Genomic DNA, 24,419 nt, shown 5'->3' with positions numbered 1-24,419 from the left:
TTGTAGTGTATTTCCTACATGATCTTGTAAATTCACCTCCTTTAAATTGATTACCTTTGTCTATTATAGATTATTATGTCGTTTGAAATAAAAAAGATTTGTTGTATTGGCGCAGGTTACGTAGGCGGTCCTACCATGTCTGTTGTCGCTAGTCAATGTCCTGCAATTGAGGTTACCATTGTAGATATGAATGCGGAGCGTATAGCTGCATGGAATAGTGAAGATTTATCCCTATTGCCGGTTTATGAGCCTGGATTGGACGCTATTGTTGCTTCAGCACGTGGGCGTAATTTATTTTTTTCTACAGACGTAGATAAGGCTATTGCGGAAGCCGATATGATTTTTATTTCCGTGAATACACCGACAAAAAATTATGGTAAAGGGAAGGGGATGGCTGCTGATTTGAAGTTTATCGAGCTTTGTGCTCGTCAAATTGCCGCAGTAGCTACATCAGATAAAATTGTTGTAGAGAAATCCACACTACCTGTTCGTACGGCCGCTGCTTTGAAAAGCATCTTAGATAACACCGGAAATGGTGTTAATTTTCATATTCTTTCTAACCCTGAATTTCTTGCTGAAGGTACCGCAGTGACGGATCTGTTAAAGCCTGATCGGGTGCTTATTGGTGGTGAAAATAAAGATGCTATTGATGCTTTGGTAAATATTTATGCCGAATGGGTGGAGCGTGAACGTATTTTAACGACTAATTTATGGTCTTCCGAATTATCAAAATTAACGGCTAATGCCTTTTTAGCGCAACGTGTATCTTCTATTAATTCTATTTCGGAGCTCTGCGAAAAAACTGGGGCTAACGTAGATGAGGTTGCTAAGGCGATTGGTATGGATTCGCGTATTGGACCTAAGTTTTTAAAGGCTTCTGTAGGCTTTGGTGGTTCTTGTTTTCAAAAGGATATTTTAAATCTAGTATATATCGCTCGCTCCTATAACTTGCCGGAGGTTGCTGACTATTGGGATCAAGTAATCCTAATGAACGAGCATCAGAAGAGACGCTTTGCCGATCATATTATCCAGACTTTATACAATACAGTATCTGGCAAGAAGGTCGCTATATTGGGTTGGGCTTTTAAGAAAGATACCAATGATACCCGAGAGTCTGCTGCTATTTATGTTTCAGACTATTTGATGAGTGAGGAAGCACTGCTTGCTGTTTATGACCCTAAGGTTGCTCCTGAGCGCGTATATCTTGATGTTGATTATTTAAATAGTCGTTCTTCGGAAGATAATATAGCGCAGTTGACCGTCTGTGGAGACCCTTACGAGGCCTGTAAAGGAGCGCATGCCATTGCGGTACTTACCGAGTGGGATGAATTTAAGGATTACGATTGGGTGCGTATAAAAGAAAATATGAAGAAGCCTTCATTTGTGTTTGACGGGCGTAAGCTTCTTGATCGCGCTAAATTGGAAGAATTGGGTTTTATCTATTACGCAATTGGTGAATAGTGTACTCATCATAATATATAGAAAAGGGGAACAGCATGCTGTTCCCCTTTTTTAATGATATAAGAAGCTTGTATTAGAAGCGTTCGATTTGCGAGAAGAAGAAGTTACCTTCGATTGCTGCATTTTCGTCTGAATCAGAACCGTGAATTGCGTTAGCATCGATAGATTTAGCGTATTTGTTACGGATAGTTCCTTCAGCAGCGTCAGCAGGGTTTGTAGCACCAATTAACGTACGGAAATCTTCAACAGCATTGTCTTTTTCTAAGATAGCTGCAACGATAGGACCAGAAGTCATGAATGAAACTAATTCACCGTAGAAAGGTCTTTCTTTGTGTACTGCATAAAAGTTACCCGCAGTCTCTGTACCTAATTGGATGTATTTCATCGCTACGATTTTAAAACCACCAGCGATAATGTCGTTTAAGATTGCTCCGATATGGCCGTTTGCTACTGCATCAGGCTTAATCATTGTGAATGTTCTGTTAGTTGCCATTTGTTAATCAAATTTTTTGCAAAGGTATGAAAACTAAGTAGTAAAAAAGAAACCTTACGTTTTATTTATCGTTCTGGTTTTCAGCTTTTTCTTTTTTATACGAGTGGTTTTTCACCTTTAATAAGTTCAAAAATAGTTATTTCAGGAAGTATGCCTACGCGGCCTGGATAACCTAAAAATCCGTAACCTACGTTTACATACAATTTCTGTTGTTTTTCTTCATATAGTCCTGCCCATTCTTTATAGATATATTTCGCAGGGCTCCACTGGAAATGTTCATTACGTACACCAAACTGCATACCGTGTGTATGTCCGGCAAACATGACGTCTACATCAGTGTCGAGTACTTGAGCACGCCAGTGTGATGGGTCGTGTGATAAAAGAAGCTTTACAGGAGATTCTTCTGTTCCCATAAGGGCTTTTTTTAGATCTCCTTTTTTCGGAAATCTTCCCGTTCCCCAGTTTTGTACGCCGACAATTGAAATCTCTTCGTTATTTAATTTTAAGGATCTGTGTTCATCCATTAGCAGGTCCCATCCCATGACTTTATGGGTGTCGATAACATCTTGTAGATTTTTTCTCTTCGCGAGGGAATCTGTAGGACCGTAGTAATAGTCCCCGTAATCGTGATTTCCTAGTGTGGAGTATACGCCAAGGTCGGATTTTACTTTGCTGAAGATGTCTTGATAGTCCCGCATCTCAGATGCGATATTATTTACTAAATCTCCCGTGAAGAAGGTGACATCTGCTTTTTCGTTGAGTAGCATTTCTACACCACCGAGGACGGCTTTTTTATTGTAGAACGAACCGGAGTGTACATCCGATATTTGCGCTATGCGCATACCATGGAATGACGCTGGTAGGTTTGGTAAGTACAATTTTTGTCGTCTTATTTGATAGTCGTATCCTCCAGAAATTACGCCCCATGCCAACGGTACTACAGGCAGTGAAGCCACCAATATACCGGATTTAGTTAGAAACTCGGATCTGCTGATTCCATGTTTAGGGTTTTCAGGCAGCGGCTCCGCAAGGTCTTCTACACGCTCGGCAAGCGATTCTCTCTTCCGCGGTGAGAATAGCCTGCTTATCCAAACACCGCCACGGCGGATATCATCTGCTAGCAGGACCAAGATGAAGATAAACTTGCTGGTGGCCGTCATGAAGAAGGCAACCAAAATTATCGACCGGTACATTAAAGGTATGTTGTACTTAGCAGATATAAATAAGCCTACCAATAATCCAATGGAGTAGCCCCACCAGATGAAGCTGAACCATTTTGTTTTAACAGCTTTGATCTTTGTTGCCCGAAGGGCGAAAAAGATATAAAAGTCGAATATTACGAGTAATACAGCATTGAGTATAAGCATAATTTTTTACTTTTCTTGTGCAAGTCGCTTTAGGACGTTAATCCATTGGGGATCGTCGTTCAAGCTTTCTACCATGGCCACTTCTTCACCACCTAATTCTTTAAATTCATTTCCGTATTCCACGAGTATTTCATCAAGTGTTTCAATACAATCAGCAACAAAGGCAGGGCTGAAAACGAGTAGTCGTTTGACTCCCTTTGTAGCGAGTTGATGTAGTGTATCTGAAGTGTAGGGTTGAATCCATGGTGTTTTGCCGAGACGCGACTGGAAACACAGGGTATATTTTTCTTTTGGTAAATTTAATTTGGCTACTATCGCTCTTGTTGTAGCATAACAGTGAGATAGGTAGCAGTATGGTTTTTTCTCTTGTTGGCAAGATTCACATCCAAATTCAGGACATTTCTTCGCTCCACTAGGGTCTACTTTTCCTAATTGGCGTACAGGTAGGCCGTGGTAACTAAATAAAACGTGGTCAAAGCTATCGATATCATGCTTTTGTCCATGCGCCGCATAGGTCGCAATCATTTCATCATCATCGCAATAATTACTTACGAAGCTAACACTCGGTATGTACTGCCAAGTGCGCATAATTTCCATTACACGATCAATTACAGAACCGGTAGTAGCAGAAGCATACTGTGGAAAAAGTGGAATAACACGTATAGAGGATAAAAACATGTCTTGCATGTTTTTAAGTGCGTCTTCAAGGGATGGATTTTGGTAACGCATGGCCAATTCGACATGGTAGTCGTCGCCCAATTCCTTTTGAAGAAGGTCGCGTTGAAGTTCACTGTAATACATTAATGGAGATCCTGTTTTTTCGTCCCATATGGTTGCATAGGTCGCAGCCGATTGCTCGGCACGTTTAGGTACGATAACCCCTTTTACCAGCGCTGTTCTTCCAAGATATGGAATGTCCAGTACGCGTGGATCCATTAAAAACTCCGTTAAATATTTATGTACATCACTGGTTGCTGGTGAATCTGGTGTTCCCAGCTGAACCAACAACACGCCCTTCGTTGCTTTATGACTCATTTATGTAAAAGTAATTAAAAAATATTCGAAAATGCCTGACTATGTGTAAAATGAAAATTACATGCTATGCTTTAAAGTTGCTCTAAGGCTTGCTTTACCTCTTTCATGAGCCACATAGGTGTTGATGTTGCACCACATATGCCGACAGTTTCATTGGTGTTGAACTGTGTTACATCAATTTCGGCAACATCCGAAACAAAGTAGCTCTGTGGGTTTGCTTGTTTGCAAACGTCATATAATACTTTTCCGTTGGATGATTTTTTACCGGATACAAATACAATCTTATCGTATTGACGAGCAAAGTCACCTAAGTCTTCGTAACGATTAGACACCTGTCTACAGATGGTGTCGTTCGCTTTTATTTCGTAGCCGCGTCTAATAAGTTCTTCTTTAATTTCGTAAAATTTTGAAACACTTTTTGTTGTTTGGCTATAGAGCGTAAAGGATGCTGGAAGCTCCTTATTGTCTAATTCTGTTATATCTTGAAAGACAAGAGCCTCGTTGTTTGTTTGACCTTGTAACCCGATGACTTCTGCATGCCCATGTTTGCCGAAAATAAGTATTTTCTCGTCATTATCATGGGAGGTTTTAATTCTGTTTTGCAGCTTTAGAACCACTGGACATGAAGCGTCAATAAGTGTAATATTATTCTCTAATGCTGTTTTATAGGTCTCAGGCGCTTCACCGTGCGCTCTGATAAGTACTTTCTCGTCCTTTAGTTGGATGAAATCTTCATGGCCAATGATGCGTAGCCCTTTGGCTTTTAAGCGAGCAACCTCCTCATCGTTATGTACGATATCGCCCAAGCAATAGAGATATCCTTCTTCTTCTAGAATCTCTTCTGCCATGTCGATGGCGTAGACAACTCCGAAGCAGAAACCTGAGTCTTTGTCGATTGTTACGTGCAGATTTTTAGTCATACAACAAAGTTAAGAATTTGAATTGGGATAAGTAGGGGTAAATAAAAGAGGGCTTGTTGAAAAAGCCCTCTTAAAGCCCTTAAGGGCATATTACAAACGAAAATTGACAATAAGGTTAACTTAGCATTTGAATTATTGAGCCTGTTTGTGTGCGCAATGATTTATAAAAGCCTTCAGAATATCTGCTCAAATTGCGGCATCTTTTTTCTTTAGGCTGTGGCTAAGCGATTTAAGAACAAACATAAATATTAAAATAGCTATTTTTTTTGTTTTGGGAAGATTTGGTAATCAATTATGCTAAATGGGATTAGCTTTACTAATATCTTAATCTTTATCGTGTTATTATTCGCTTTTGTTAATTATTTGGGTCTTTTGCTTTATATTTAATCTATGGTTTTAGTGGGTTATTTTTATATTTTTGAAAAAAACAAAACTATGCAAAGAACCGAAACTGCGCTTGTTCACCAAGGAGAGCATTTCAATACCACTTCAGCCGTCGTAAGTCCGATTTTTCAGACATCTACTTATTACGCAGATAATGACCTCGATATTTATATTGAAGCTGCTACGGCGACAAAGCACCCTACTTTTTACCATCGTCATGGTAATCCGACGAATAGTCAGGTGGCGGAGTTGCTTGCTCATTTGGAACAAACGGAGGATGCGCTTGTGCTTGCAACGGGAATGGCTGCTATTAGTACGGCTGTTTTGGCTGCTGTGCAAGCTGGTGATCATGTCATTGCGCAGCATGCACACTATTCGGGAGCTTCGCTTTTTCTGCGTGAGTTTTTGGCAGATTATGGGGTGGCGGTTACTTTTGTTGATCAAACGGATAACGAGGCGATTGCTGCAGCTATTCGTCCGGAAACGAAATTGATTTATGTTGAAACGCCTTCGAATCCTAATTTAGCAATTACTGATTTGGCCTTCGTGGGTAAATTGGGGAAAGAGCATGGTATTCTGACGATGGTGGATAACACTTTTTCATCGCCTATTAACCAGCAACCTCATGTTTTTGGTATTGATGTGATTTTGCATAGCGCAACGAAGTATTTGGGTGGGCATAGTGATTTGACCGCTGGAGCGGTTTGTGGGACAAAGGTTTTTATTGATAAAGTATGGAAGCGTTCTTTAGTATTGGGAGCTTCGTTAAGTCCTTTTGACTCCTGGTTGTTGCTACGAGGGTTAAAAACATTGGCCTTGCGCGTTCGACAAATAAATGAAAATGCATTGCAATTGGCCCAGTGGCTAGATGGGCATCAGGCTGTTCGTGCGGTGACTTATGTGGGGTTGCCTTCTCATCCGCAGCATGCTTTAGCCAAGGAGCAGATGCGTGGTTTCACCGGTATGCTTTGCATTGAGCTGGAAGGAGCAGGGGAGGCTGATCAATTTGCGAAGGCGCAACAGTTACTCGGTACATTGAAGGTCTTTAGTAATGCGGCTAGTTTGGGCGGTGTGGAGTCGTTGATTGTTCATCCGGCGAGCATGTGGGGTGGTCATCATGCTGTTGAACAAAAGACTATTGGTGGAATAAAGTTGGGGCTATTACGTATCTCTGTGGGGATTGAGCATATTGACGATCTTCTTGCTGACCTTGCACAAGGATTGGCTAAGTTGTCATAAGCTGACCTTTACTAGGGCTTGGCGTAACTTCCTTGTAAGGTCAATATGTAGTATGCCTACTTCAGGAAGCTTCCTATTTTCTTTTTTAGCGTTATAAATTATTCTAACTTTACGGCAAAGTAAAGATTTTTAGCTTCATGCATTTGTTACGATATTTCTTCCAGAGTCTTTTAGTTTTTGTTGCTATGTCTCAGCTTGCTGTTGCGCAGCGTGATACGTTGACTCAGCCAGGCGTGGTAGCGGAGATGTCGGCCGATTCGACAGCACATATTGTTGTTGATTCTTTTAATTATGTGTTCCCTCCTGCAAATCGTCCAAACCAACTGTTTGTACGTTTTATGGCGGAGATTCAAGCTAATAGTGTGTCTTTAGAGAAAGCTATGGACGCTATCGGTACGCAGCCTAGGTTGGTTGAAAGTGCTGAGGGCGGAAAGAAAGAGATGCGCCCGACGTGGGTGTTGGCTGTTGTTTTTATTCTTTTCTTTGCCGTAGGCTTGGTACGTTTGATTTTTCCTACAGACTTCATGTTGATTGTTGATGCTTATTATAATGAGCGCACGTTGCAGCAGGTGAGTAAGGAAGATAATATGCTGACTTCATGGCCATATGTGTTCTTATATTTGATTTTTAGCTTGGCTTTAGGTCTTTTTATGCTTTTAATTGAATCTTCATTTACACATTATTATTTATTGCGTTTCGATAATTATTTGCGTGTCTCACTTGTTGTTTCTCTTCTTTTTATCGTTAAAATTCTCTTGATTCGTTTTGTTTCTTTCATCTTCGAATTGGATAGATTAGTACGTGAGTACGTGACTGTCTTGTACTTAGTGTATTTTAATAGCATGCTTTTTCTGATGCCCTTTCTGCTCGCTTTACTGTTTGTGCCGTCAACCTATTTTAAGATTTTGTTAATTTTGTTTAGTGTGATTGTGGCTAGCTTATTTGTTTATAGGTTTTTAAGAACATTTTTTAGGCTTTTTGGGAATCTTAGATTTTCAGTTTTTTATTTAATTCTTTATCTTTGCACTCTCGAGGTTGCTCCGATATTAATATTGGTAAAACTATTAAGTAGTTAAAAAGTTGAATATGCAAGTAGATGTAGCAAGAGCCAATAAGGTAAAAAGTATTTTAGTTACCTTGCCAAAACCTGAAAATGACAAATCTCCTTATTTCGCTTTGGCAGAGAAGTATAATCTTAAACTTGATTTTCGTGGATTTATTCACGTTGAGGGCGTTCCAGCAAGGGATGTTCGTAAAGACAAAATCAATTTTGCAGATTATAGCGCTGTAATTTTTACAAGTAAAAATGCAGTGGATCATTTTTTCCGTGTTTGTGAAGAGATGCGTTACGAGGTGTCCTCTGAGTTAAAATATTTTTGTATCTCAGAAACGATTGCTTTATACCTTCAAAAGTATATTCAATACCGTAAGCGTAAAATTTTCTTCGGTAAGCAGACTGCGAAAGATTTGGAAGAGGTATTGAAGAAACACAGTAAAGAGAAGTTTCTTTTACCTTGTTCTGATGTAGCAAATGAGGAAACACAAAAGTGGCTTCAAGATAATGGTTATAGCTTTACGCCTGCGGTTTTATTTCGTACGGTTATTAGCAATATCCAGGATCTAGAGAAAGTTTATTACGATATAATCGTGTTCTTTAGCCCTTCTAGTGTTCAATCTTTGTACGAGAACTTTCCTGATTTTCAGCAAAAGAATACTCGGGTTGCCGCTTTCGGAGCAAGTACCCAGCAAGAGTTGTTGAAACACAACCTAATTTTAGATATTCCAGCGCCTACGCCAGCGTCTCCAAGTATGACGATGGCCGTTGAGCAATACATAAAACTTGTAAACAAATAACATAAAAAGTAGCTAAACGCTACTTTTTTATGTTAAAACATGTTAAATTGTAGAAGCAATTTTACAATTTAACATTCTTTGCACGGCTATTGCTAAGGCATACCTAATGTATATTTGCTAAGTTTCGCCCACTAATCATTGTTGCATTCAATAGTTTGTTTTATCTTTAGTAGATTTTTGTAACTAATAAGGCATTACATTTAATATGAAATTATATTCAAACCAATTTATTGTTTTCTTGTCTTTATGTCTTTTGGGCTTGTCCGGATGTAAGGGGCCAACAAATTCAGGTGAGTTGGTTGGGGTGCGCTTGAATAAGCTGAAGCCTAGTAAGGTGCCTTACGGAATGGTTTTAATACCAGGAGGTACGTTCATTATGGGCCAGTCTGATGAAGATATCACCTTTTCGCAAACGGCTCAAAATCGCCAAGTTACGATTGCTCCATTTTATATGGACGATACGGAGATTTCTAATAGTGAATACCGTCAGTTTGTAAACTGGGTTCGGGATTCTATTCTTGTTTACAACTTTTTGGGTGATGATAGCTACTTTGTCGATAAAGGAAATGGCGAACGTCATATAGATTGGAAGAAAGTGAATAGCAATTCGCCGTGGAAAACCAAGGATGAGAATGCGCGTCAGCGTCTTTCCAGCATGTTTTATCAAGGTGAAAACCGCATTTTTGGGAAAAATGAGCTTGACGTCAACTTATTGAAATACCATTATGAATGGTACGATTTACGTTCGGCGACAGCCGCAAAAAATGATAAATCGAAATCACGTTCTGATTTTATTATGCGTGACACAATGTTGATTTATCCAGATACAACCGTTTGGTTGAATGATTTTAGTTATGCACAAAATGAGCCTATGGTGGAAGGCTACTTCTCGCATCCATCATTTGATGATTACCCTGTTGTAGGGGTTACATGGCGCCAAGCGCAGGCTTTCAATACATGGAGAACCCGTTTGTTTAATGATGCTGCGGCAGGAAATAAACAAGTGGAACGTATGCCCTATCAATTACCTTCAGAATCGGAGTGGGAGTATGCTGCTCGTGGTGGTAAAGTAGGTATGCAATATCCTTGGGGAGGCCCAACGGCACGTAATGCGCGTGGTTGTTTAATGGCTAACTTCAAACCAGGCCGTGGTAATTATATCGACGATGGTGCTGCCTATACAGCTCCTGTATATTCCTATTGGCCAAATGACTTTGGTTTATATAATATGGCTGGTAATGTGGCTGAATGGACACAATCTAGCTATAATGAATCCGCAAATACTTTCATCCACGATATGAACCCTTCATATACCTATAACGCTAAAGCTTCGGATCACGAAACATTGAAGCGTAAGGTTGTTCGTGGTGGATCATGGAAGGACGTAGGTTTCTTCTTACAGAATAGTACGCGCCAGTATGAATACCAAGATACAGCGAAGTCTTATATTGGTTTCCGTTCCGTTACACGTTATACGGGCGTATCTACACGCTAATCAATCATCTTAATTAATTTATAAAATGGCTAAGAAAAGAAAATTCAGATTTGGGATTAACACCCTGATTAACTGGGGAGCAACGGTTGTTATCATTGGACTTATGTTCAAGATATTACACTTTAAAGGCGGCGAATGGATGATTGGTATTGGTTTAGCTGTTGAGGCTTTACTTTTCTTTGTAATGGGCTTTATGCAGGCGGAGCAAGAACCAGATTGGACACGCGTTTATCCGGAATTGGATGAAGACTTCAATGGAGAGCTTCCTACACGTAGTGCACGTCCAGCAGCAGTAGCACAGCCTGTTGCGATTGGCAACACTGCGGCTTTAGATAAATTGCTTCAAGATGCAAAGATTGATGAGAACTTAATCGGAAATTTAGGTGATGGCTTACGTTCTTTTGGCGATAAAGTAGCTTCTATTTCTAAGGTTGCTGATACGGCATCAGCAACGAATCAATTTGCAGATAAATTAAATGCAGCTTCTTCGGGTGCAGCTCAATTGAGCCACGCTTTCGAACGTGCAGCTGCCGACTTACAAACGTTCAATGAGTCTTCTGCAGATATGCAGCAGTTCAAAGAGCAGGTGAGCACCTTCAATAAAAACTTATCTTCTTTAAATGCTATTTACGGCAATATGTTGTCGGCTATGAACACGAATCGTTCATAATGTATTTTAATTGATTCTTGTATTCATTGAAAAAAACACATTATGGCAGGTAAAAAAGAGACTCCTAGACAGCGGATGATAGGCATTTTATATTTAGTGTTACTAGGCTTAGTAGCATTGAATGTAAGTGACTCTATCTTGGACGCTTTTAAGAATTTAGGGAATAGTTTAAATACATCAACCCAGAATACGCAAAGCGGCATCGATAACATGTTTTTAGCGTTCCGGGAAACGAAATTGAAAGAAAATCCAGAGCGTGCAAAGCCAATTTTGGATAAGGCAGAACAAGCGCAAGCTGCTGTTAAGAAATTAACAGATAAGCTTAAAGAGCTGAATACGCTTTTGACAAATGAAGGTGGTGGCGTTGATGAAGAGACTGGTGACGTAAAATATCGTAGTTCGACAGATATCTCAGCACGTTTGATGATTAATGAGAAGCGCGCACAAGAACTGCGTGAGCTTATTGTTTCGACGAAAGCAGAGTTGTTGAAATTGACGAATAATGAAATTAGCTTTTCTTTGGATGCTGATGATCCAGCACCTCGTGCAGGATTAAAAACATCATGGGAAGAGGCTAGTTTTGGTAATGGTATTCCGCTTACGGCGGCAATTACAGCCTTAGAGAAGATTAATGCAGATGCTAAAAATGCAGAATCGGCAGCGGTGAAGCATGTTTTCGGTAAGATGGATCAAGCGGTAGTAAATTTGGATAAATTTGCTGCAGTAGCGGTTGCTCCAACGTCTTACTTAATCCAGGGTCAGCCTTATACGGCGAAAGTGTTTTTGACGGCTTACGATTCGAAATCTAGTCCTCAAATTAGCGTTGGCGGAAGCAATCTATCCGTTACAAACGGACAAGGTCTTTATCAAGTTAATACCAGTACTGCTGGAGTGTTTACTTGGCAAGGTACAGTGCGTGTGCAGCAAACAGATGGTTCGGTAAAAACATACCAAACAGAGCCAATGACTTATCAGGTGGCAAAACCTTCCGCTGTTATTTCTCCTGACGCGATGAATGTTCTTTATATCGGTGTTGACAACCCAATTTCGGTTTCAGCTCCAGGTATACCAAATGAGAATTTGGAAGTTACAGGCTCGGGAGTATCGATTAAGAAATCGGGTAACCGTTATGTGGCTAATGTAAGCAGTACAGGTGAGGCTACGATTAATGTTTCAGCACGTGTAGACGGTAAAAGCCAAAATATTGGTAGCGCTAAGTTTCGTGTGAAGCGTATTCCTAAGCCTACGGCACGCGTTGCAGGCTTAACAGGAGGACGTATTTCAGCGGCTCAGTTACGTGGACAAAATGTGGTATCGGCTTCATTAGACAATTTTGAGTTTGATGCACGCTTTACAATTAGTAAATTTAACGTATATATCGCTAAGCCTCGTGTAGACCCTATTGGCCCATATTCGACGAGTGGAGCTAGTTTCTCTGCACAGATGAAAACAGGATTAGCAGCAGCTACATCAGGAACGGTAGTCATGATTTATGACATCGTGGGCGTTGGCCCTGATGGTGTAGCACAAAACTTGGATCCGATTACGTTCCAAGTAACGAATTAGTAGAAAAGATAGATTTAGGTGCAATGAAAAAGTTTTTATTTTCAACAATAGCTGTCGCTTGTTCTTTTGTCGCTTTCGCGCAACAGGGAAATCTTTCGAACAGTACAAAGCCTATTCATGCGGAGGAACCGCCTGTTGATGGTTATTTTGTGCAAACAGATATTGAGAATCGTAAGGTTATTCCTTATGCTACGATTCGTCAAACGGATGTTGCCTATAAAAAGCGTGTATGGCGTGAGATTGACTTGCGCGAGAAGATGAACAAGTCTTTTAGTTCACCTAAATCAAGATTGATTGATATTATTATTCAAGCGATCATGAAGGGCGAATTGACGGCTTACGATCCTACACCTACGGAAAATGATCCTAATGGTGATAGCTTCAAAAACGTGCTTCCTTCGGATCAAGTATTGGCTCGTTTTGGTGCTGATAGTGTATTGGTGGAAGAGTTCAATGAGAACAATGAGGTTATTTCTTCCCATTATGAGGCACGTGGCTTTAGTGGTGAAAATGTAATTAAGTTTAGAATTAAAGAGGATTGGATTTTTGACAAACAGCGTTCTGTTTTTGAACCACGTATTGTTGGTATCGCTCCTTTAATTACGCCACAGATTCCAGGTATGGGTAGTGTTGCTGGAATTACACCAGCCGGTGGTGCAGCTGCTGTTGATCCTTTCGATCCGTTTGCTGTACAGCCTACACAACAACCTGCTGGCGCACAAAATAATGTAGCTCCTCCTGTGATTGATCAAGGTTTCAATCCGCAGGTTGACCCTACACCAGCTTTCTGGATTTACTTTCCGGAGGCTCGTCATATCTTTGTGAACAAAGAGGTCGTGAATCGGAATAATGATGCAACGGGATTGAGTTACGACGATGTTTTTGTTAAACGTATGTTTGCAAGCTACATTGTCAAAGAGTCGAACCCTGAAGATCTTCGTATTAAAGATTACATCGCTGATGGTGTTGGACGTCTTTATGAATCTGAACGCATCAAAAAAGCATTAATGGATTACGAGCAGGACCTTTGGTCCTACTAATAAAAATATGACTATTGTCATAGGAGATTAGGAATATTTCTATTAAATTGTACAGGTTCTAAAAAGGTAATTCTGATTAGGAACCGAAGTAGGTTTGATAGAAATATTTTTTTATTTGATTGGGTTGTAAAGTGAAAAACTTGTGAAACTAAAACCAGTAGATAGTATATCGGGAGTAGCTCCAAAAGATTTTCTGAAGAATTACTTTGTGAAAGGTCACCCTGTAATTATTAAGGATTTTATCAGCAAAGATAGTGCTTGTTGGCAAAAGTGGAGTTATGACTATTTCAAGGAAATAGCCGGGAATGAGAAAGTCGATATTTATGGTCGGGAAGAGGAGTCTCAAAATCATGCAGCGAGTCCACCTATCGGTCGTATGACCTTTGGTGAGTATCTGGATAAGATTAGTGCGGCGCCGACAGAGTTTCGTTTATTTATGTTTAACCTGTTGAAACTTCGTCCAGAGTTGAAGAAAGATGTCATCTATAATGATGTCACCGGAGGCAAGGTATTGCAGTGGCTGCCTTATATGTTTTTTGGAGGAGAGGGGTCCGCGACACGTAATCACTTCGACATCGATATGTCGCATGTTTTTATTTCTCAGTTCCAAGGGGCAAAGCGTATTTGGGTATTCCCGAATGATCAGTCCGATTTGATGTATAAGTTGCCTTACAACTTCCATAGCATTGCGAATTTAAAAACAAGCAGTGTTGGTGATTATCCAGGGTTGGAATTCTTAGACGGCTATGAGGCTGTTATCCATCCAGGAGAAACACTATATATGCCTGCAGGATGGTGGCACTATATTCAATATGAGACCGAAGGGTATTCAATCTCTGTGCGTGCTTTACCTAACTCTGTTAGTGAGAAATTGAAAGGAGCACGTAACTTATTTGTAACGCGCTATTTTGATGATACCATGCGTAAGATTTTTAGCGATAAGTGGTTTCACTATAAAATTAATACGGCTAAAAGAAGAGCTAATCGTGCTTTGAAAAAGAGAGGATAGCCTTGTTCTTATTATTACATAAAAAAGCTAGCGGGATATAGAAATATATACCGCTAGCTTTTTTTATGCCTTGTGCTTTTTATAAAGCTCTTTCAAGAAATAATAGTAATTGAATTTAAGATTGTTACTCTTCTTCTACCCAGAAGATATCTGAAGCAATGCGGTCTGCCAATAGTTTTCCTTTGCGAGTTAAACGCAAGAAGTTAGCTTCAGTTTTTTCAATATCGTTGGCTTCCAAATACCCTTTAGTCTCTCTTTCGATATGATAAATTAAATCTGACCCAAAATCTGCTTGTACCTTGTTCAGGTCAATACCCCACATCGTGCGTAAAGCCGTCATCACATACTCGTTGAAGCGGTCAGCTAATGATAGCTGTTCGGTTTCTAAAGGAAGTTCGTTCTTTTGGATATCCGCGATATACAAAGCATTATTGGCAATATTCCAGCTTCTCGATGTGCCATTGAAGGAGTGTGCCGACGGGCCAATCCCTAAGTATGATTTGCCTCGCCAGTAGCTGCTGTTATGTTTAGCATAATGGCCAGGCTTAGCAAAGTTGGATATCTCATAATGGTCATAGCCATGCTCCTGTAAGGTATGCATCAACAACTCAAACTGGGTTGCACTTTGCTCCTCATTCATTGGGGCAGTTTTCCCCTTATTAATCATACTGCTCAAAGCTGTCTTTTGTTCCACAGTCATCGCATAGGATGAAATATGTGGCACATGATTCTCGATGAGTTGTGCCATATTAGCTTTCCATTTTACGTCGCTAAGCAAAGGGTAGCCATAGATTAGATCACAGGTGATATTCTCGAAACCTTCGTCCTGCACACGCTTGATGGAAGCTTCAGCCTCCGCTGCATTATGTGCACGGTTCATCCAACGTAAATCTTCCTCAAAGAAGGATTGAATGCCAATGGAGAAACGATTCACCGGGCTATTACGTAAGCCTTTTACCTTTTCGCTATGTAAATCATCAGGGTTGGCCTCCAGCGTAATCTCAGCATCGCTCGCAATCTCAAAATGTTGAGCTACACCATCAATTAAACGGTTTATTTCTTCTGCACCTAAGATAGATGGGGTGCCTCCACCAAAGTAGATGGAGTGAACAGTCTTATCATCTAAGTATTGTGCTCGCATCTTTATTTCTTGCTGCATAGCCGCCAACATCTCCTCCTTATATTTTAAGGAAGTAGAGAAATGAAAATCACAATAGTGACATGCCTGTTTGCAAAAAGGAATGTGGAAATAAATCATGGGTGCATTTTAATAGTGCAAAGATACAGTTTAGTTAATTTTTCTGGATAAGAAATCTCCCCACTAATTATATTGATAATAATCAGTAGATTTAAAACAACCTAAATTATGTGCTATGAAGCAGCTATTTCTATTCTTACTAGTAGCTTTATCTGTGAACTTGTCTTTTTCGCAAGTAAGTAACTATCAATCCTTAAATCTTGATTCGGCGGTTAAGAAGTTAAATCAATTATACCAAATTGGTTCCGATTCATCTAAATCTGGCCTAAAAAAAATGTCAAGTAGTTTAATGCGTTTGGAAAATGAAAATCTTAATATGATAGGATATGCTGCAATGCAGGCTTCAGGTGATAATAAAGCAGCCGATAGTTTAGAAATTGCCATACGCAAAAAATATCCAAAAGGTTATTTAGTCCGACAATTAGAATTTGATCAATTAATACATGATAAAAGCCTTTCTAATATGGAGCTTGAACCTCGTTTGAAAGAGTTTTATAAAACATTTCCTAAATCATATTTTGAGGATCACAAACAGGCCGAAAAATATGGTTTTGCGGTATTATCATTTTATGATTTGAGTTATTTCGAAGTTTCCAAAAAGCTCATTGAAAATAAACAATACCATTTGGCTGTATATTATATCCTTAAAACAGATTCTATAGCGAATAAAATAAATAGCTATACGCAAATAGCTAAACTTTTATTGGAGGAAAAAGAGTTTAGCAGGGCACTAAAACTATCAAGCGATGCTTATACGATGCTACAACAGCAAAAAATAGTAAATAATCCTGATAATATTAACGTTAGTGCAGAAGAGGTGTGTCAGGTCTATTTAAAGGCCTTAATAGCAAATGATTGTACAAAGGCTGCTTCTTTACTCGCTAAAAAGTTGTATACGAAAGGAAATAGAGAGCTATTCCTCATAAAATATGTGCTAACCAACAACCAGAAGCAAGGGAAATATCAAGATGTCTTAAAAATTGTTGAAGATAATTTACTTCAAAACAATTATTCTTTAACTGAATTATTAACGGATGCAGATTTTCAACATGTATATACCAAAGTAAAAGGTAGTTCGATTGGTCTAGAAGAATATTTAGCAGGCTTAAATACAAAAGCTAAGAATAATCAATTTGATCAATTCGAAAAACAGTTGATAAAAATTAAGGCTCAAGATTTTGAGTTATTAAATATGTCAAACGAAAAGATTAGACTGTCTGATTTTAAAGGAAAAGTAGTGGTTTTGGATTTCTGGGCTACTTGGTGCGGCCCCTGTATAAGTTCTTTTCCAGGAATGGAGTCTGTAATTCAAAAGTATAAAAATGATAAAGGAGTGGAATTTTTGTTTATCAATACCTCGCAAATGGAATCTAATTATAAAACTTTAGTATCAGATTTTATCAAGATAAATAATTATTCTTTTCATGTCTTATTTGATGAAATGAACGATTGGGATAAGCGGATAGCAACTAAATATAATGTAAAGCTACTCCCAACGAAGATAATTGTAGATCAAGAAGGAAATATAAGATTTCATATAGAAGGATCTTCGTACAAGGTTGATGACATGGTGGATGAATTAATTACAAGAATAGAAATGGTGCGAAGCCTGTAATTTAAATTAAAAAACAGAAATCTTGCTATGGTTTTTATTTGTCACTTGAATTTTAAATAGCGGATAATTTACTTAGTTGAACGATGTGGACGCTAATATGCATATATAATACGGAGTCAGCTTAATATATTTTAAACCTTGTAGCCTATTAAAAATAAGTTTTTTTCTTACCTACTATTTTGCCAAATTTTTCTCAAAGCAGACACTACTTTCTACGCCTATATACTGATCAAAATTAGGAATCTCGTAATAGTGATTTTTGCGGTAGAGAAATACAGCATCTTCCATACTTTTCGCAGTTTCTAAGCGAGCTTTTTGATACCCCAGTTCTTTAGCCCACTCCTCCAAAGCGACCAATAATGTACTAGCAATTCCCTTTTTTCGGTATTCTGGAAGGATAAACATTCTTTTTATTTCGACGTATTGGTCGTTTATTACTTTAAAAGCACCACAGCCGACCGCTTTTTCATCCGCGTAAGCGATAATAACCAGCATATTCAAGTCTACTTGATTGTGTTGCTTAAAAAAAGCGTCACTTTCACCGTTAATACTGTGGAGATAAAGATTAAGTTGGTCGATAAGGACTGCGAAATCAGAAGAGTTAGCCTTTGTTTGCTGTAAATGAATCATATTTAGTGTTGTTTTTAATAAAAATACTATTTTCATAGCATGAACCCAATTGAAATCTACTGGAAATCTTTTCAAGCAGCCAATCTCGCTTTCCAAGATAGTGAAATGCCTATGCATTATTACTATGGTGATAATAAAGCCGTCGCCGACGAATGTGCCGAATTGGTGCGTTGTAAAATTAAACAGGCAACTTCTCCGTCACGTTGGTGGTTTGAAACTCATAACGAAGTACTGCCCAAGCCTGGCGATGTGGCTATTGTTACAAACTGGGCGGGCGAACCGAAAGCCATCGTAAGAACGACAAAAGTGGAGGTTCTACCATTTAATGCCATCGATGCCGACTATGCCGCGATAGAAGGAGAGGGTGACAAAAGTTTGGCCTATTGGAAAAAAGAACATTGGCACTATTACAGCAAGGAGATGCAAAAATATGGCCTTAAACCTATCTAGGATATAGAATCGTTTATGAATATTATGAAACCATAGCCCAATTAATAAAGAATTTTAATGATTTCTGTCGATTTGTTTTGAAATTTCAAAACTAAGCCATACCTTAGCGTCGCTTATAGAGAAAGGCAGAGGGAATAGACCCGATGAAGCCTTGGCAACCTGTCACTAGACAAGGTGCTACATTCTACTCTTTAATTAGGGAAAGATAAGCCGAAGTCACCGCTCCTGTGTGGCCTTCTCTTCAAGCAATAGTTTTAGGATGAGATTTTAACAAGTAGAATTTATGTTATTAACAAACAATTTAGGTTACCCACGCGTGGGAGCTTTCCGCGAATTGAAAAAAGCCAATGAAGCTTATTGGGCAAAAAAAATCAGCGCGGAAGAATTATTGCAAGCTGGACTTAAAATCCGTGAAGGCAACTGGAAGACTCAAAAGGATGCTGGCATCGATTTGATTCCTTCAAACGACTTCTCGTTTTATGATCAAGTATTAGACTTATCACTTACTGTAGGTGCTATCCCAGCGCGTTACAGCTCTTTATTAGACAAAATCGATCGTCAGTATAATTTAGATTTATACTTCGCGATGGCACGTGGTTTCCAAGAAGGTGGCGTTGACGTTACAGCAATGGAAATGACAAAATGGTTCGATACTAACTACCACTATATCGTTCCTGAGTTTACTAAAAACCAAGAATTTAAACTTACTTCAGAGAAATTCTTAAACGAATACAATGAGGCTAAAGCTATTGGTATTGAAACAAAACCAGTATTAGTAGGCCCTATCACTTACCTTTTATTAGGTAAAGAAAAAGAAACAGGTTTCAACCGTATTGATCTTATCGATAATTTATTACCTGTTTACGAAGAGATCTTAAGCAAATTGGCAGCAGCAGGAGCACAGCACGTGCAAATCGATGAGCCTTTCTTAGCTTTAGATATCGACGCGGCAACCAAAGCTTTATATGCACGTGTTTTCGAAAAACTTGCAGCAGCAGCTAAAGGTGTCAAATTAATCGTTGCAACTTATTTCGAAGCTCTTCGCGACAACGAGGAAGTAGCGTTGAACCTTCCTGTTCATGCTTTACACCTTGACTTGGTACGTGGAGAAAATCAATTAGATACTGTTCTTGCTAAAGTTCCTGCTTCTTTAACACTTTCATTAGGTGTTGTTGAAGGACGTAACATTTGGAAGAATGACTACGAGAAATCGTTAGGACAAATTAAAAAAGCAGTAGATGCTTTAGGTGCTGACCGTGTATGGGTTGCTCCATCATCTTCTTTATTACATGTTCCATTTGATTTGGAAAATGAAGATAACGAAGAGTCACTACCTGCTGAAGTTAAAAACTGGTTAGCATTCGCTAAGCAAAAATTAGCGGAAGTAAAAGACTTAGCAATCTTAGCTGATGGCGAAGTTGATGCTAAAACTACCGAACGTTTCGAAGCTAACAAAGATGCAGCAGAAAAACGCCGTACTTCTCCTTTAATCCACAAACCAGAGGTTAAAGAGCGTACAGCAAACATCACTGATGATGACGCTAAGCGTACTTCAGTATTTGCATCACGTAAAGCAGCACAACAAGCGAAATTTAACTTACCAGCATTCGCAACAACAACAATCGGTTCTTTCCCACAAACGAAAGACGTACGTAAGTGGAGAGCAGACTTGAAAAAAGGAGCTATCACACAAGCGGAATACGATAAAGAAATCGCTGAAGAAACGGAAAGAACAATCCGTTTACAAGAAGAACTAGATATCGATGTATTAGTACACGGTGAGTTCGAGCGTAACGACATGGTAGAGTACTTCGGTGAGCAATTAGCAGGATATGCATTCACTAAAAACGGATGGGTACAATCTTACGGTTCGCGTTGTGTGAAACCACCAGTAATCTACGGTGACGTTTACCGTCCAGAAGATATGACTGTTCGTTGGTCTGCTTATGCACAATCATTGACAAACCGTCCAGTAAAAGGTATGTTAACAGGTCCGGTTACGATTTTACAATGGTCATTCGTGCGTAACGATCAACCGCGCTCAACAACAACTTACCAAATCGCATTAGCAATCTTAGATGAAGTACAAGCTTTAGAAAAAGCAGGTATCAAAATCATCCAAATTGATGAGCCAGCAATCCGTGAAGGTTTACCATTACGTAAAGCTGATCAACAAGATTATTTAAACTGGGCAGTACGTTCGTTCCGTGTTTCTTCTTCTAATGTTGATGATGATACACAGATTCACACACACATGTGTTACTCTGAGTTCAACGATATTATCGAAGATATCGCAGCAATGGATGCCGATGTAATCACAATCGAGACTTCACGTTCGCAAATGGAATTGTTAGATGCTTTCGCAGCTGACTTCAAATACCCGAACGATATCGGTCCTGGTGTTTACGATATTCACTCGCCACGTGTACCTAGTACAGAAGAAATGGTTGAGTTATTGCGCAAAGCAAAAGCCGTAGTTCCTGCAGAACAATTATGGGTTAACCCTGACTGTGGATTGAAAACACGTGCTTGGCCAGAGACTAAAGCTGCTTTAGAATCAATGGTAGAAGCTGCTAAAATATTACGTGCCGAATAATCACAATACTTTAACCTAAAATAAGCACGATGCAATCGTGGAGAAGCTGATCTCTTTTAGAGATCAGCTTTTTTTTAATATGCCTTTTTGAAAGCCTACTCCCGATAAAGTAGAGCGCGCCCCTAAACAACAAAAAAATGCAAACGTAGTTTTTTATTGTTTCACGTGAATTTACACGCCCAGTGTTTTTGTTATTCGATTAATTTTATTCTTTTAAAATAAAATTGGTCTTGTTTTTGATGTTATATTTCCGGTATTCGAATAGTTAGGAATGAGCTTTTATCAGATAAAGAAACGATTGAGTCGTGACAACCCCAGGTGGGTTGTTTTGTTGGTGGATGTATTGATCGTCTTCTGTTGTTTTTTACTTTCAAACTATGTGATTAATAGCTTCAGAGGTCGGCTCGATGAAATGCTGATGATGCAGCAGGCCTTTTTAGTGACATTCGTCTTTGGACTATCCTTCTTATTTTATAAAACCTATAGAGGAATTATTCGTCAGGCCGACATTAAAGATGCTCAAGGTATCATGGCCGCATGTGCTTCAGCACTCGTTTCACTCATGTTTCTATCCTTCTGCTTGCGTCATTTTGCCGAAATAGCAAGCAATTCCATGTTTAACCTGTCCTATGCAGTCCTATTTATGCACGCTGTCTTCACGATGGTAGCGATGGTGGCAGCACGCATTGTATATAAATATATGTACGAACAGCTGTTTTATTATGGGAGGCACGTGGAACCTATCGTATTAATCGGTGCAGGACAAATGGGAACAGTGACGCAAAACCTCCTGAAAACAGATATTAGAAACCGATATAAAATTGTCCTTATTGCCGATGATAAAGAAGCACGCATCGGAAGGCGAGTAAATGGATTTAATATAATTGATTTTCGACTGCTGACATCTGAAATGATGGAAACATTGGGTATAGAAACCGTAATCATAGCCCTCGATGATAATAATAAAGAACGCTTACAGCGAATCTCAGCACATATAGAACCACTACCCGTGAAGATGAAAATAATGCCATCTTCCGCCAAGCTACTTCGTGGTGAGGTAGCAGCAAGGCAGCTACGCCCATTAAATATAGGCGATCTGTTAGGTAGAGAGACCATAAAACTCAATAACCCCGAAGTGCAAGCATCTTTATGTAGTAAGGTGATATTAATAACAGGAGCAGCCGGTTCGATTGGCTCCGAGCTAGCACGTCAAATTGCACACACCAAATTTAGTAAGCTTGTCCTTCTTGATCAAGCCGAGTCCGCATTATACGATTTGCAACAAGAACTGAAACACATTGCGGCACATGGACTCCGTTATGTTGTCGGCAATGTGCGGGATATTCACTTTATGGATACTGTTTTTGAAAAGTATAAACCAGATGTCGTATTCCATGCCGCCGCATATAAACATGTGCCACTCATGGAGCAAAATCCATATGAAGCAATACTTACAAACATCTATGGTTCCAAAGTAATTGCCGATTTATCCGTAAAACATGGCGTAGATAAGTTTGTTATGGTGTCCACCGATAAGGCAGTGAACCCAACAAACGTAATGGGTGCTACAAAACGTATTGCCGAAATCTATGTTTCCGCATTAAATAAACAGACAGCAACGAATTTTATCGTTACCCGATTTGGTAACGTATTAGGGTCAAATGGCTCCGTAATCCCTCTTTTTGAAAGCCAGCTGAATAAAGGAGGCCCCTTGACCGTCACTCATCCCGATATTACCCGCTATTTTATGACCATTCCCGAAGCTTGCCAACTGGTGCAAGATGCTGCGGTGATGGGAGCAGGAGGAGAGATATTCGTTTTCGATATGGGGGAGCCCGTAAAGATTATGGAATTGGCGAAACGTATGATCCGCCTAAAAGGATATCGCTATCCGCAAGATGTCGGAATTGTTGTCACCGGATTACGACCAGGCGAGAAAATATACGAAGAGCTACTCGCTAATGATGAAAACACGGTAAAGACACATCACGAGAAAATTATGATAGCCAAAGTCAATCTCTACGATGTCGAACACCGGAAAACAAAGATAAATACACTATGTGCCTTTATAAAAAATACAAGCTCATCGCCACAGCCCATGCACCTCGTTGCTAAGATGAAGGAAATTGTGCCCGAGTTTGTCTCGCAGAACTCCATCTTTGAAGAGCTCGATACCAAAGAAGCCGTATAGTTATAATAGAAGATACATATAAAGAATAATGAGGGCGCTCCGTTAGGGGCGTTTTTAAATTACGCCCCTACGTCGGGCTTTCCGCACTCGCTTTTTGTTTTGTGGTTCCCCTCGCGTACCGCTCGAGCCCCAAAAAACAAAAGAGCTCAAACAATCGCTCCAATCCCTAGCGCAACTACTATTCAACAAGCCCTTATCGCTATATAACAAACGGAATACATATATAAAGCATGTATATGTAAGGAATACATATACTATGTGAGCGAATAGCCGCTCTGTCACCCTGAGCCCGTCGAAGGTTTCAATAAGTATAAAAGAATGAATAAGTTCAAAACCGAGATGAACTGCAAAAATCTGAATCTTGTAGTTGCTAGAAAAAAGGCCTAGGCATCTGCTGCGTAAATCGTAGCGCCGTAAATTCCGCAAGAAGAAAACGCTGTCTGAGCGTAGCGAGTTCGTTTTGTTCCGGAATTTACAAATGGAGATAGCAGCGTATGCCAGCCTTGATTTTTGCCACCCTTTTCATCAAGGAAAAGGGTGAAGCCTCGTCCTGGCTAAGGACACGCACTATAATTAAGCAAAAGCCTTCAATAAGCGTTGCAAACGCTATCCTCCAGCATCCTCGTTTCAAACGAAGACGATAGGCAGTGCAAACAAACGGAGAGAACTAGCGAACAGTAGCAAATCTGGTATTCCTTATATATAGAAGCAAACCTTCCTAAACGATTCTTCGACTTGTTGTCATCCTGAGCCTGTCGAAGGACAGCATGACAATTTGGATGGGGAACTACAAAAGAAAGATGTGTTCAAAACATAAATGACTTGCAGTTGCTAAGAAGAAGGCCTAGGCATCTGCTGCGTAAAATCGTAGTGCCGTAAATTCCGCAAGAAGAAAACGCTGTCTGAGCGTAGCGAGTTCGTTTTGTTCCGGAATTTACAAATGGAGATAGCAGCGTATGCCAGCCTTGATTTTTGCCACACTTTTCATCAAGGAAAAGGGTGAAGCCCTGTCCTGGCTAAGGACACGTTCTAATAATTAAGCAAAAGACTCCAATAAAGCGTTGCAAACGCTATCCTCTGGCATCCTCGTTTCAAACGATGACGATAGACTGTGCAATAAGCCTTTCTAAATGATGCTTCGACAAG

Annotated in this window: 19 protein-coding genes and 1 riboswitch; of the genes, 13 read left to right on the top strand and 6 right to left on the bottom strand. The window is 39.6% G+C overall.

The window, feature by feature from the left end; all coding sequences use genetic code 11:
* The first annotated feature begins 75 nt into the window (after positions 1–75).
* Complete coding sequence (locus tag WH223_RS08065) at positions 76–1,461, top strand: nucleotide sugar dehydrogenase (protein ID WP_340047047.1); 1,386 nt, start codon at positions 76–78, stop codon at positions 1,459–1,461.
* Positions 1,462–1,534: 73 nt separating this feature from the next.
* On the opposite strand, the gene WH223_RS08060 is transcribed toward WH223_RS08065, so the two are convergent.
* The 4 genes from WH223_RS08060 to WH223_RS08045 all read right to left on the bottom strand — a co-directional run bounded on the left by WH223_RS08060 (position 1,535) and on the right by WH223_RS08045 (position 5,276).
* Positions 1,535–1,954 carry a nucleoside-diphosphate kinase gene (locus WH223_RS08060; protein WP_340047046.1) on the bottom strand — a complete coding sequence of 140 codons (420 nt, stop codon included), beginning with the start codon at positions 1,952–1,954 and terminating at the stop codon, positions 1,535–1,537.
* 95 nt (positions 1,955–2,049) lie between these two features.
* Positions 2,050–3,321, bottom strand: coding sequence for a metallophosphoesterase (locus WH223_RS08055; RefSeq protein ID WP_340047045.1), 1,272 nt, complete (start codon positions 3,319–3,321; stop codon positions 2,050–2,052).
* A 6-nt stretch (positions 3,322–3,327) separates the two neighbouring features.
* A complete protein-coding gene (hemH, locus tag WH223_RS08050; RefSeq protein WP_340047044.1) occupies positions 3,328–4,356 on the bottom strand; it encodes a ferrochelatase in 1,029 nt (342 codons plus the stop codon).
* Positions 4,357–4,427: 71 nt separating this feature from the next.
* Positions 4,428–5,276, bottom strand: coding sequence for a 4-hydroxy-3-methylbut-2-enyl diphosphate reductase (locus tag WH223_RS08045; RefSeq protein WP_340047042.1), 849 nt, complete (start codon positions 5,274–5,276; stop codon positions 4,428–4,430).
* 435 nt (positions 5,277–5,711) lie between these two features.
* On the opposite strand from WH223_RS08045, the gene WH223_RS08040 reads away from it, so the two are divergent.
* The 8 genes from WH223_RS08040 to WH223_RS08005 all read left to right on the top strand — a co-directional run bounded on the left by WH223_RS08040 (position 5,712) and on the right by WH223_RS08005 (position 14,533).
* Entirely contained in the window at positions 5,712–6,899 is a 1,188-nt protein-coding gene (locus tag WH223_RS08040; protein ID WP_340047041.1) for a trans-sulfuration enzyme family protein, read from the top strand.
* 137 nt (positions 6,900–7,036) lie between these two features.
* Entirely contained in the window at positions 7,037–7,975 is a 939-nt protein-coding gene (locus WH223_RS08035; protein ID WP_340047040.1) for a DUF4271 domain-containing protein, read from the top strand.
* A 10-nt stretch (positions 7,976–7,985) separates the two neighbouring features.
* A complete protein-coding gene (locus WH223_RS08030; RefSeq protein ID WP_340047039.1) occupies positions 7,986–8,753 on the top strand; it encodes a uroporphyrinogen-III synthase in 768 nt (255 codons plus the stop codon).
* A gap of 205 nt (positions 8,754–8,958) precedes the next feature.
* Entirely contained in the window at positions 8,959–10,248 is a 1,290-nt protein-coding gene (gene porK, locus WH223_RS08025; protein WP_340047038.1) for a type IX secretion system lipoprotein PorK/GldK, read from the top strand.
* Between the two features lie 25 nt (positions 10,249–10,273).
* Positions 10,274–10,918, top strand: a complete 645-nt coding sequence (porL, locus tag WH223_RS08020; protein ID WP_340047037.1) for a type IX secretion system motor protein PorL/GldL — start codon at positions 10,274–10,276, stop codon at positions 10,916–10,918.
* Positions 10,919–10,960: 42 nt separating this feature from the next.
* Complete coding sequence (porM, locus tag WH223_RS08015) at positions 10,961–12,484, top strand: type IX secretion system motor protein PorM/GldM (RefSeq protein WP_340047035.1); 1,524 nt, start codon at positions 10,961–10,963, stop codon at positions 12,482–12,484.
* A 23-nt stretch (positions 12,485–12,507) separates the two neighbouring features.
* Positions 12,508–13,524 carry a type IX secretion system ring protein PorN/GldN gene (porN, locus tag WH223_RS08010; RefSeq protein WP_340047034.1) on the top strand — a complete coding sequence of 339 codons (1,017 nt, stop codon included), beginning with the start codon at positions 12,508–12,510 and terminating at the stop codon, positions 13,522–13,524.
* 142 nt (positions 13,525–13,666) lie between these two features.
* Positions 13,667–14,533 carry a cupin-like domain-containing protein gene (locus WH223_RS08005; protein ID WP_340047033.1) on the top strand — a complete coding sequence of 289 codons (867 nt, stop codon included), beginning with the start codon at positions 13,667–13,669 and terminating at the stop codon, positions 14,531–14,533.
* Between the two features lie 124 nt (positions 14,534–14,657).
* On the opposite strand, the gene hemW is transcribed toward WH223_RS08005, so the two are convergent.
* Positions 14,658–15,791 carry a radical SAM family heme chaperone HemW gene (gene hemW, locus WH223_RS08000; RefSeq protein ID WP_340047031.1) on the bottom strand — a complete coding sequence of 378 codons (1,134 nt, stop codon included), beginning with the start codon at positions 15,789–15,791 and terminating at the stop codon, positions 14,658–14,660.
* A 115-nt stretch (positions 15,792–15,906) separates the two neighbouring features.
* Between hemW and WH223_RS07995 the strand changes: the two genes are divergently transcribed.
* Complete coding sequence (locus WH223_RS07995) at positions 15,907–17,406, top strand: peroxiredoxin family protein (RefSeq protein ID WP_340047029.1); 1,500 nt, start codon at positions 15,907–15,909, stop codon at positions 17,404–17,406.
* A gap of 174 nt (positions 17,407–17,580) precedes the next feature.
* Here WH223_RS07995 and WH223_RS07990 read toward each other — a convergent pair whose 3' ends face one another.
* Positions 17,581–18,036: a GNAT family N-acetyltransferase gene (locus WH223_RS07990; RefSeq protein WP_340047028.1), complete on the bottom strand. Its 456-nt coding sequence runs from the start codon at positions 18,034–18,036 to the stop codon at positions 17,581–17,583.
* A gap of 39 nt (positions 18,037–18,075) precedes the next feature.
* Here WH223_RS07990 and WH223_RS07985 point away from each other — a divergent pair, with 39 nt between their 5' ends.
* From WH223_RS07985 to WH223_RS07975, 3 genes are all read left to right on the top strand, one after another.
* Complete coding sequence (locus tag WH223_RS07985) at positions 18,076–18,486, top strand: ASCH domain-containing protein (RefSeq protein ID WP_340047026.1); 411 nt, start codon at positions 18,076–18,078, stop codon at positions 18,484–18,486.
* A gap of 110 nt (positions 18,487–18,596) precedes the next feature.
* Positions 18,597–18,698: riboswitch (SAM riboswitch) on the top strand.
* A gap of 71 nt (positions 18,699–18,769) precedes the next feature.
* Complete coding sequence (metE, locus tag WH223_RS07980; RefSeq protein WP_340047025.1) at positions 18,770–21,082, top strand: 5-methyltetrahydropteroyltriglutamate--homocysteine S-methyltransferase; 2,313 nt, start codon at positions 18,770–18,772, stop codon at positions 21,080–21,082.
* Positions 21,083–21,353: 271 nt separating this feature from the next.
* On the top strand, positions 21,354–23,273 hold the full coding sequence (locus WH223_RS07975; protein WP_340047024.1) for a polysaccharide biosynthesis protein: 1,920 nt from the start codon (positions 21,354–21,356) through the stop codon (positions 23,271–23,273).
* The last annotated feature ends 1,146 nt before the right edge of the window (positions 23,274–24,419 follow it).

Origin of the sequence: Sphingobacterium sp. MYb382 (assembly GCF_037572665.1) — a bacterium.
In the GTDB taxonomy this organism is placed as follows: domain Bacteria; phylum Bacteroidota; class Bacteroidia; order Sphingobacteriales; family Sphingobacteriaceae; genus Sphingobacterium.
Note: the sequence above shows the minus strand (reverse complement) of the source record. Positions and strands in the feature narration are given on the sequence as shown.

Bases quoted from the DNA above. Each gene is read 5' to 3' on its own strand.
- WH223_RS07990 (WP_340047028.1), bottom strand. From the start codon at position 18,036: ATGATTCATTTACAGCAAACAAAGGCTAACTCTTCTGATTTCGCAGTC.
- porM (WP_340047035.1), top strand. From the start codon at position 10,961: ATGGCAGGTAAAAAAGAGACTCCTAGACAGCGGATGATAGGCATTTTA.
- WH223_RS07995 (WP_340047029.1), top strand. From the start codon at position 15,907: ATGAAGCAGCTATTTCTATTCTTACTAGTAGCTTTATCTGTGAACTTG.
- WH223_RS08035 (WP_340047040.1), top strand. From the start codon at position 7,037: ATGCATTTGTTACGATATTTCTTCCAGAGTCTTTTAGTTTTTGTTGCT.
- porK (WP_340047038.1), top strand. From the start codon at position 8,959: ATGAAATTATATTCAAACCAATTTATTGTTTTCTTGTCTTTATGTCTT.
- WH223_RS08055 (WP_340047045.1), bottom strand. From the start codon at position 3,321: ATGCTTATACTCAATGCTGTATTACTCGTAATATTCGACTTTTATATC.
- WH223_RS08030 (WP_340047039.1), top strand. From the start codon at position 7,986: ATGCAAGTAGATGTAGCAAGAGCCAATAAGGTAAAAAGTATTTTAGTT.
- porN (WP_340047034.1), top strand. From the start codon at position 12,508: ATGAAAAAGTTTTTATTTTCAACAATAGCTGTCGCTTGTTCTTTTGTC.
- porL (WP_340047037.1), top strand. From the start codon at position 10,274: ATGGCTAAGAAAAGAAAATTCAGATTTGGGATTAACACCCTGATTAAC.
- WH223_RS07985 (WP_340047026.1), top strand. From the start codon at position 18,076: ATGAACCCAATTGAAATCTACTGGAAATCTTTTCAAGCAGCCAATCTC.
- metE (WP_340047025.1), top strand. From the start codon at position 18,770: ATGTTATTAACAAACAATTTAGGTTACCCACGCGTGGGAGCTTTCCGC.
- hemH (WP_340047044.1), bottom strand. From the start codon at position 4,356: ATGAGTCATAAAGCAACGAAGGGCGTGTTGTTGGTTCAGCTGGGAACA.
- WH223_RS08045 (WP_340047042.1), bottom strand. From the start codon at position 5,276: ATGACTAAAAATCTGCACGTAACAATCGACAAAGACTCAGGTTTCTGC.
- WH223_RS07975 (WP_340047024.1), top strand. From the start codon at position 21,354: ATGAGCTTTTATCAGATAAAGAAACGATTGAGTCGTGACAACCCCAGG.
- WH223_RS08040 (WP_340047041.1), top strand. From the start codon at position 5,712: ATGCAAAGAACCGAAACTGCGCTTGTTCACCAAGGAGAGCATTTCAAT.
- WH223_RS08060 (WP_340047046.1), bottom strand. From the start codon at position 1,954: ATGGCAACTAACAGAACATTCACAATGATTAAGCCTGATGCAGTAGCA.
- hemW (WP_340047031.1), bottom strand. From the start codon at position 15,791: ATGATTTATTTCCACATTCCTTTTTGCAAACAGGCATGTCACTATTGT.
- WH223_RS08065 (WP_340047047.1), top strand. From the start codon at position 76: ATGTCGTTTGAAATAAAAAAGATTTGTTGTATTGGCGCAGGTTACGTA.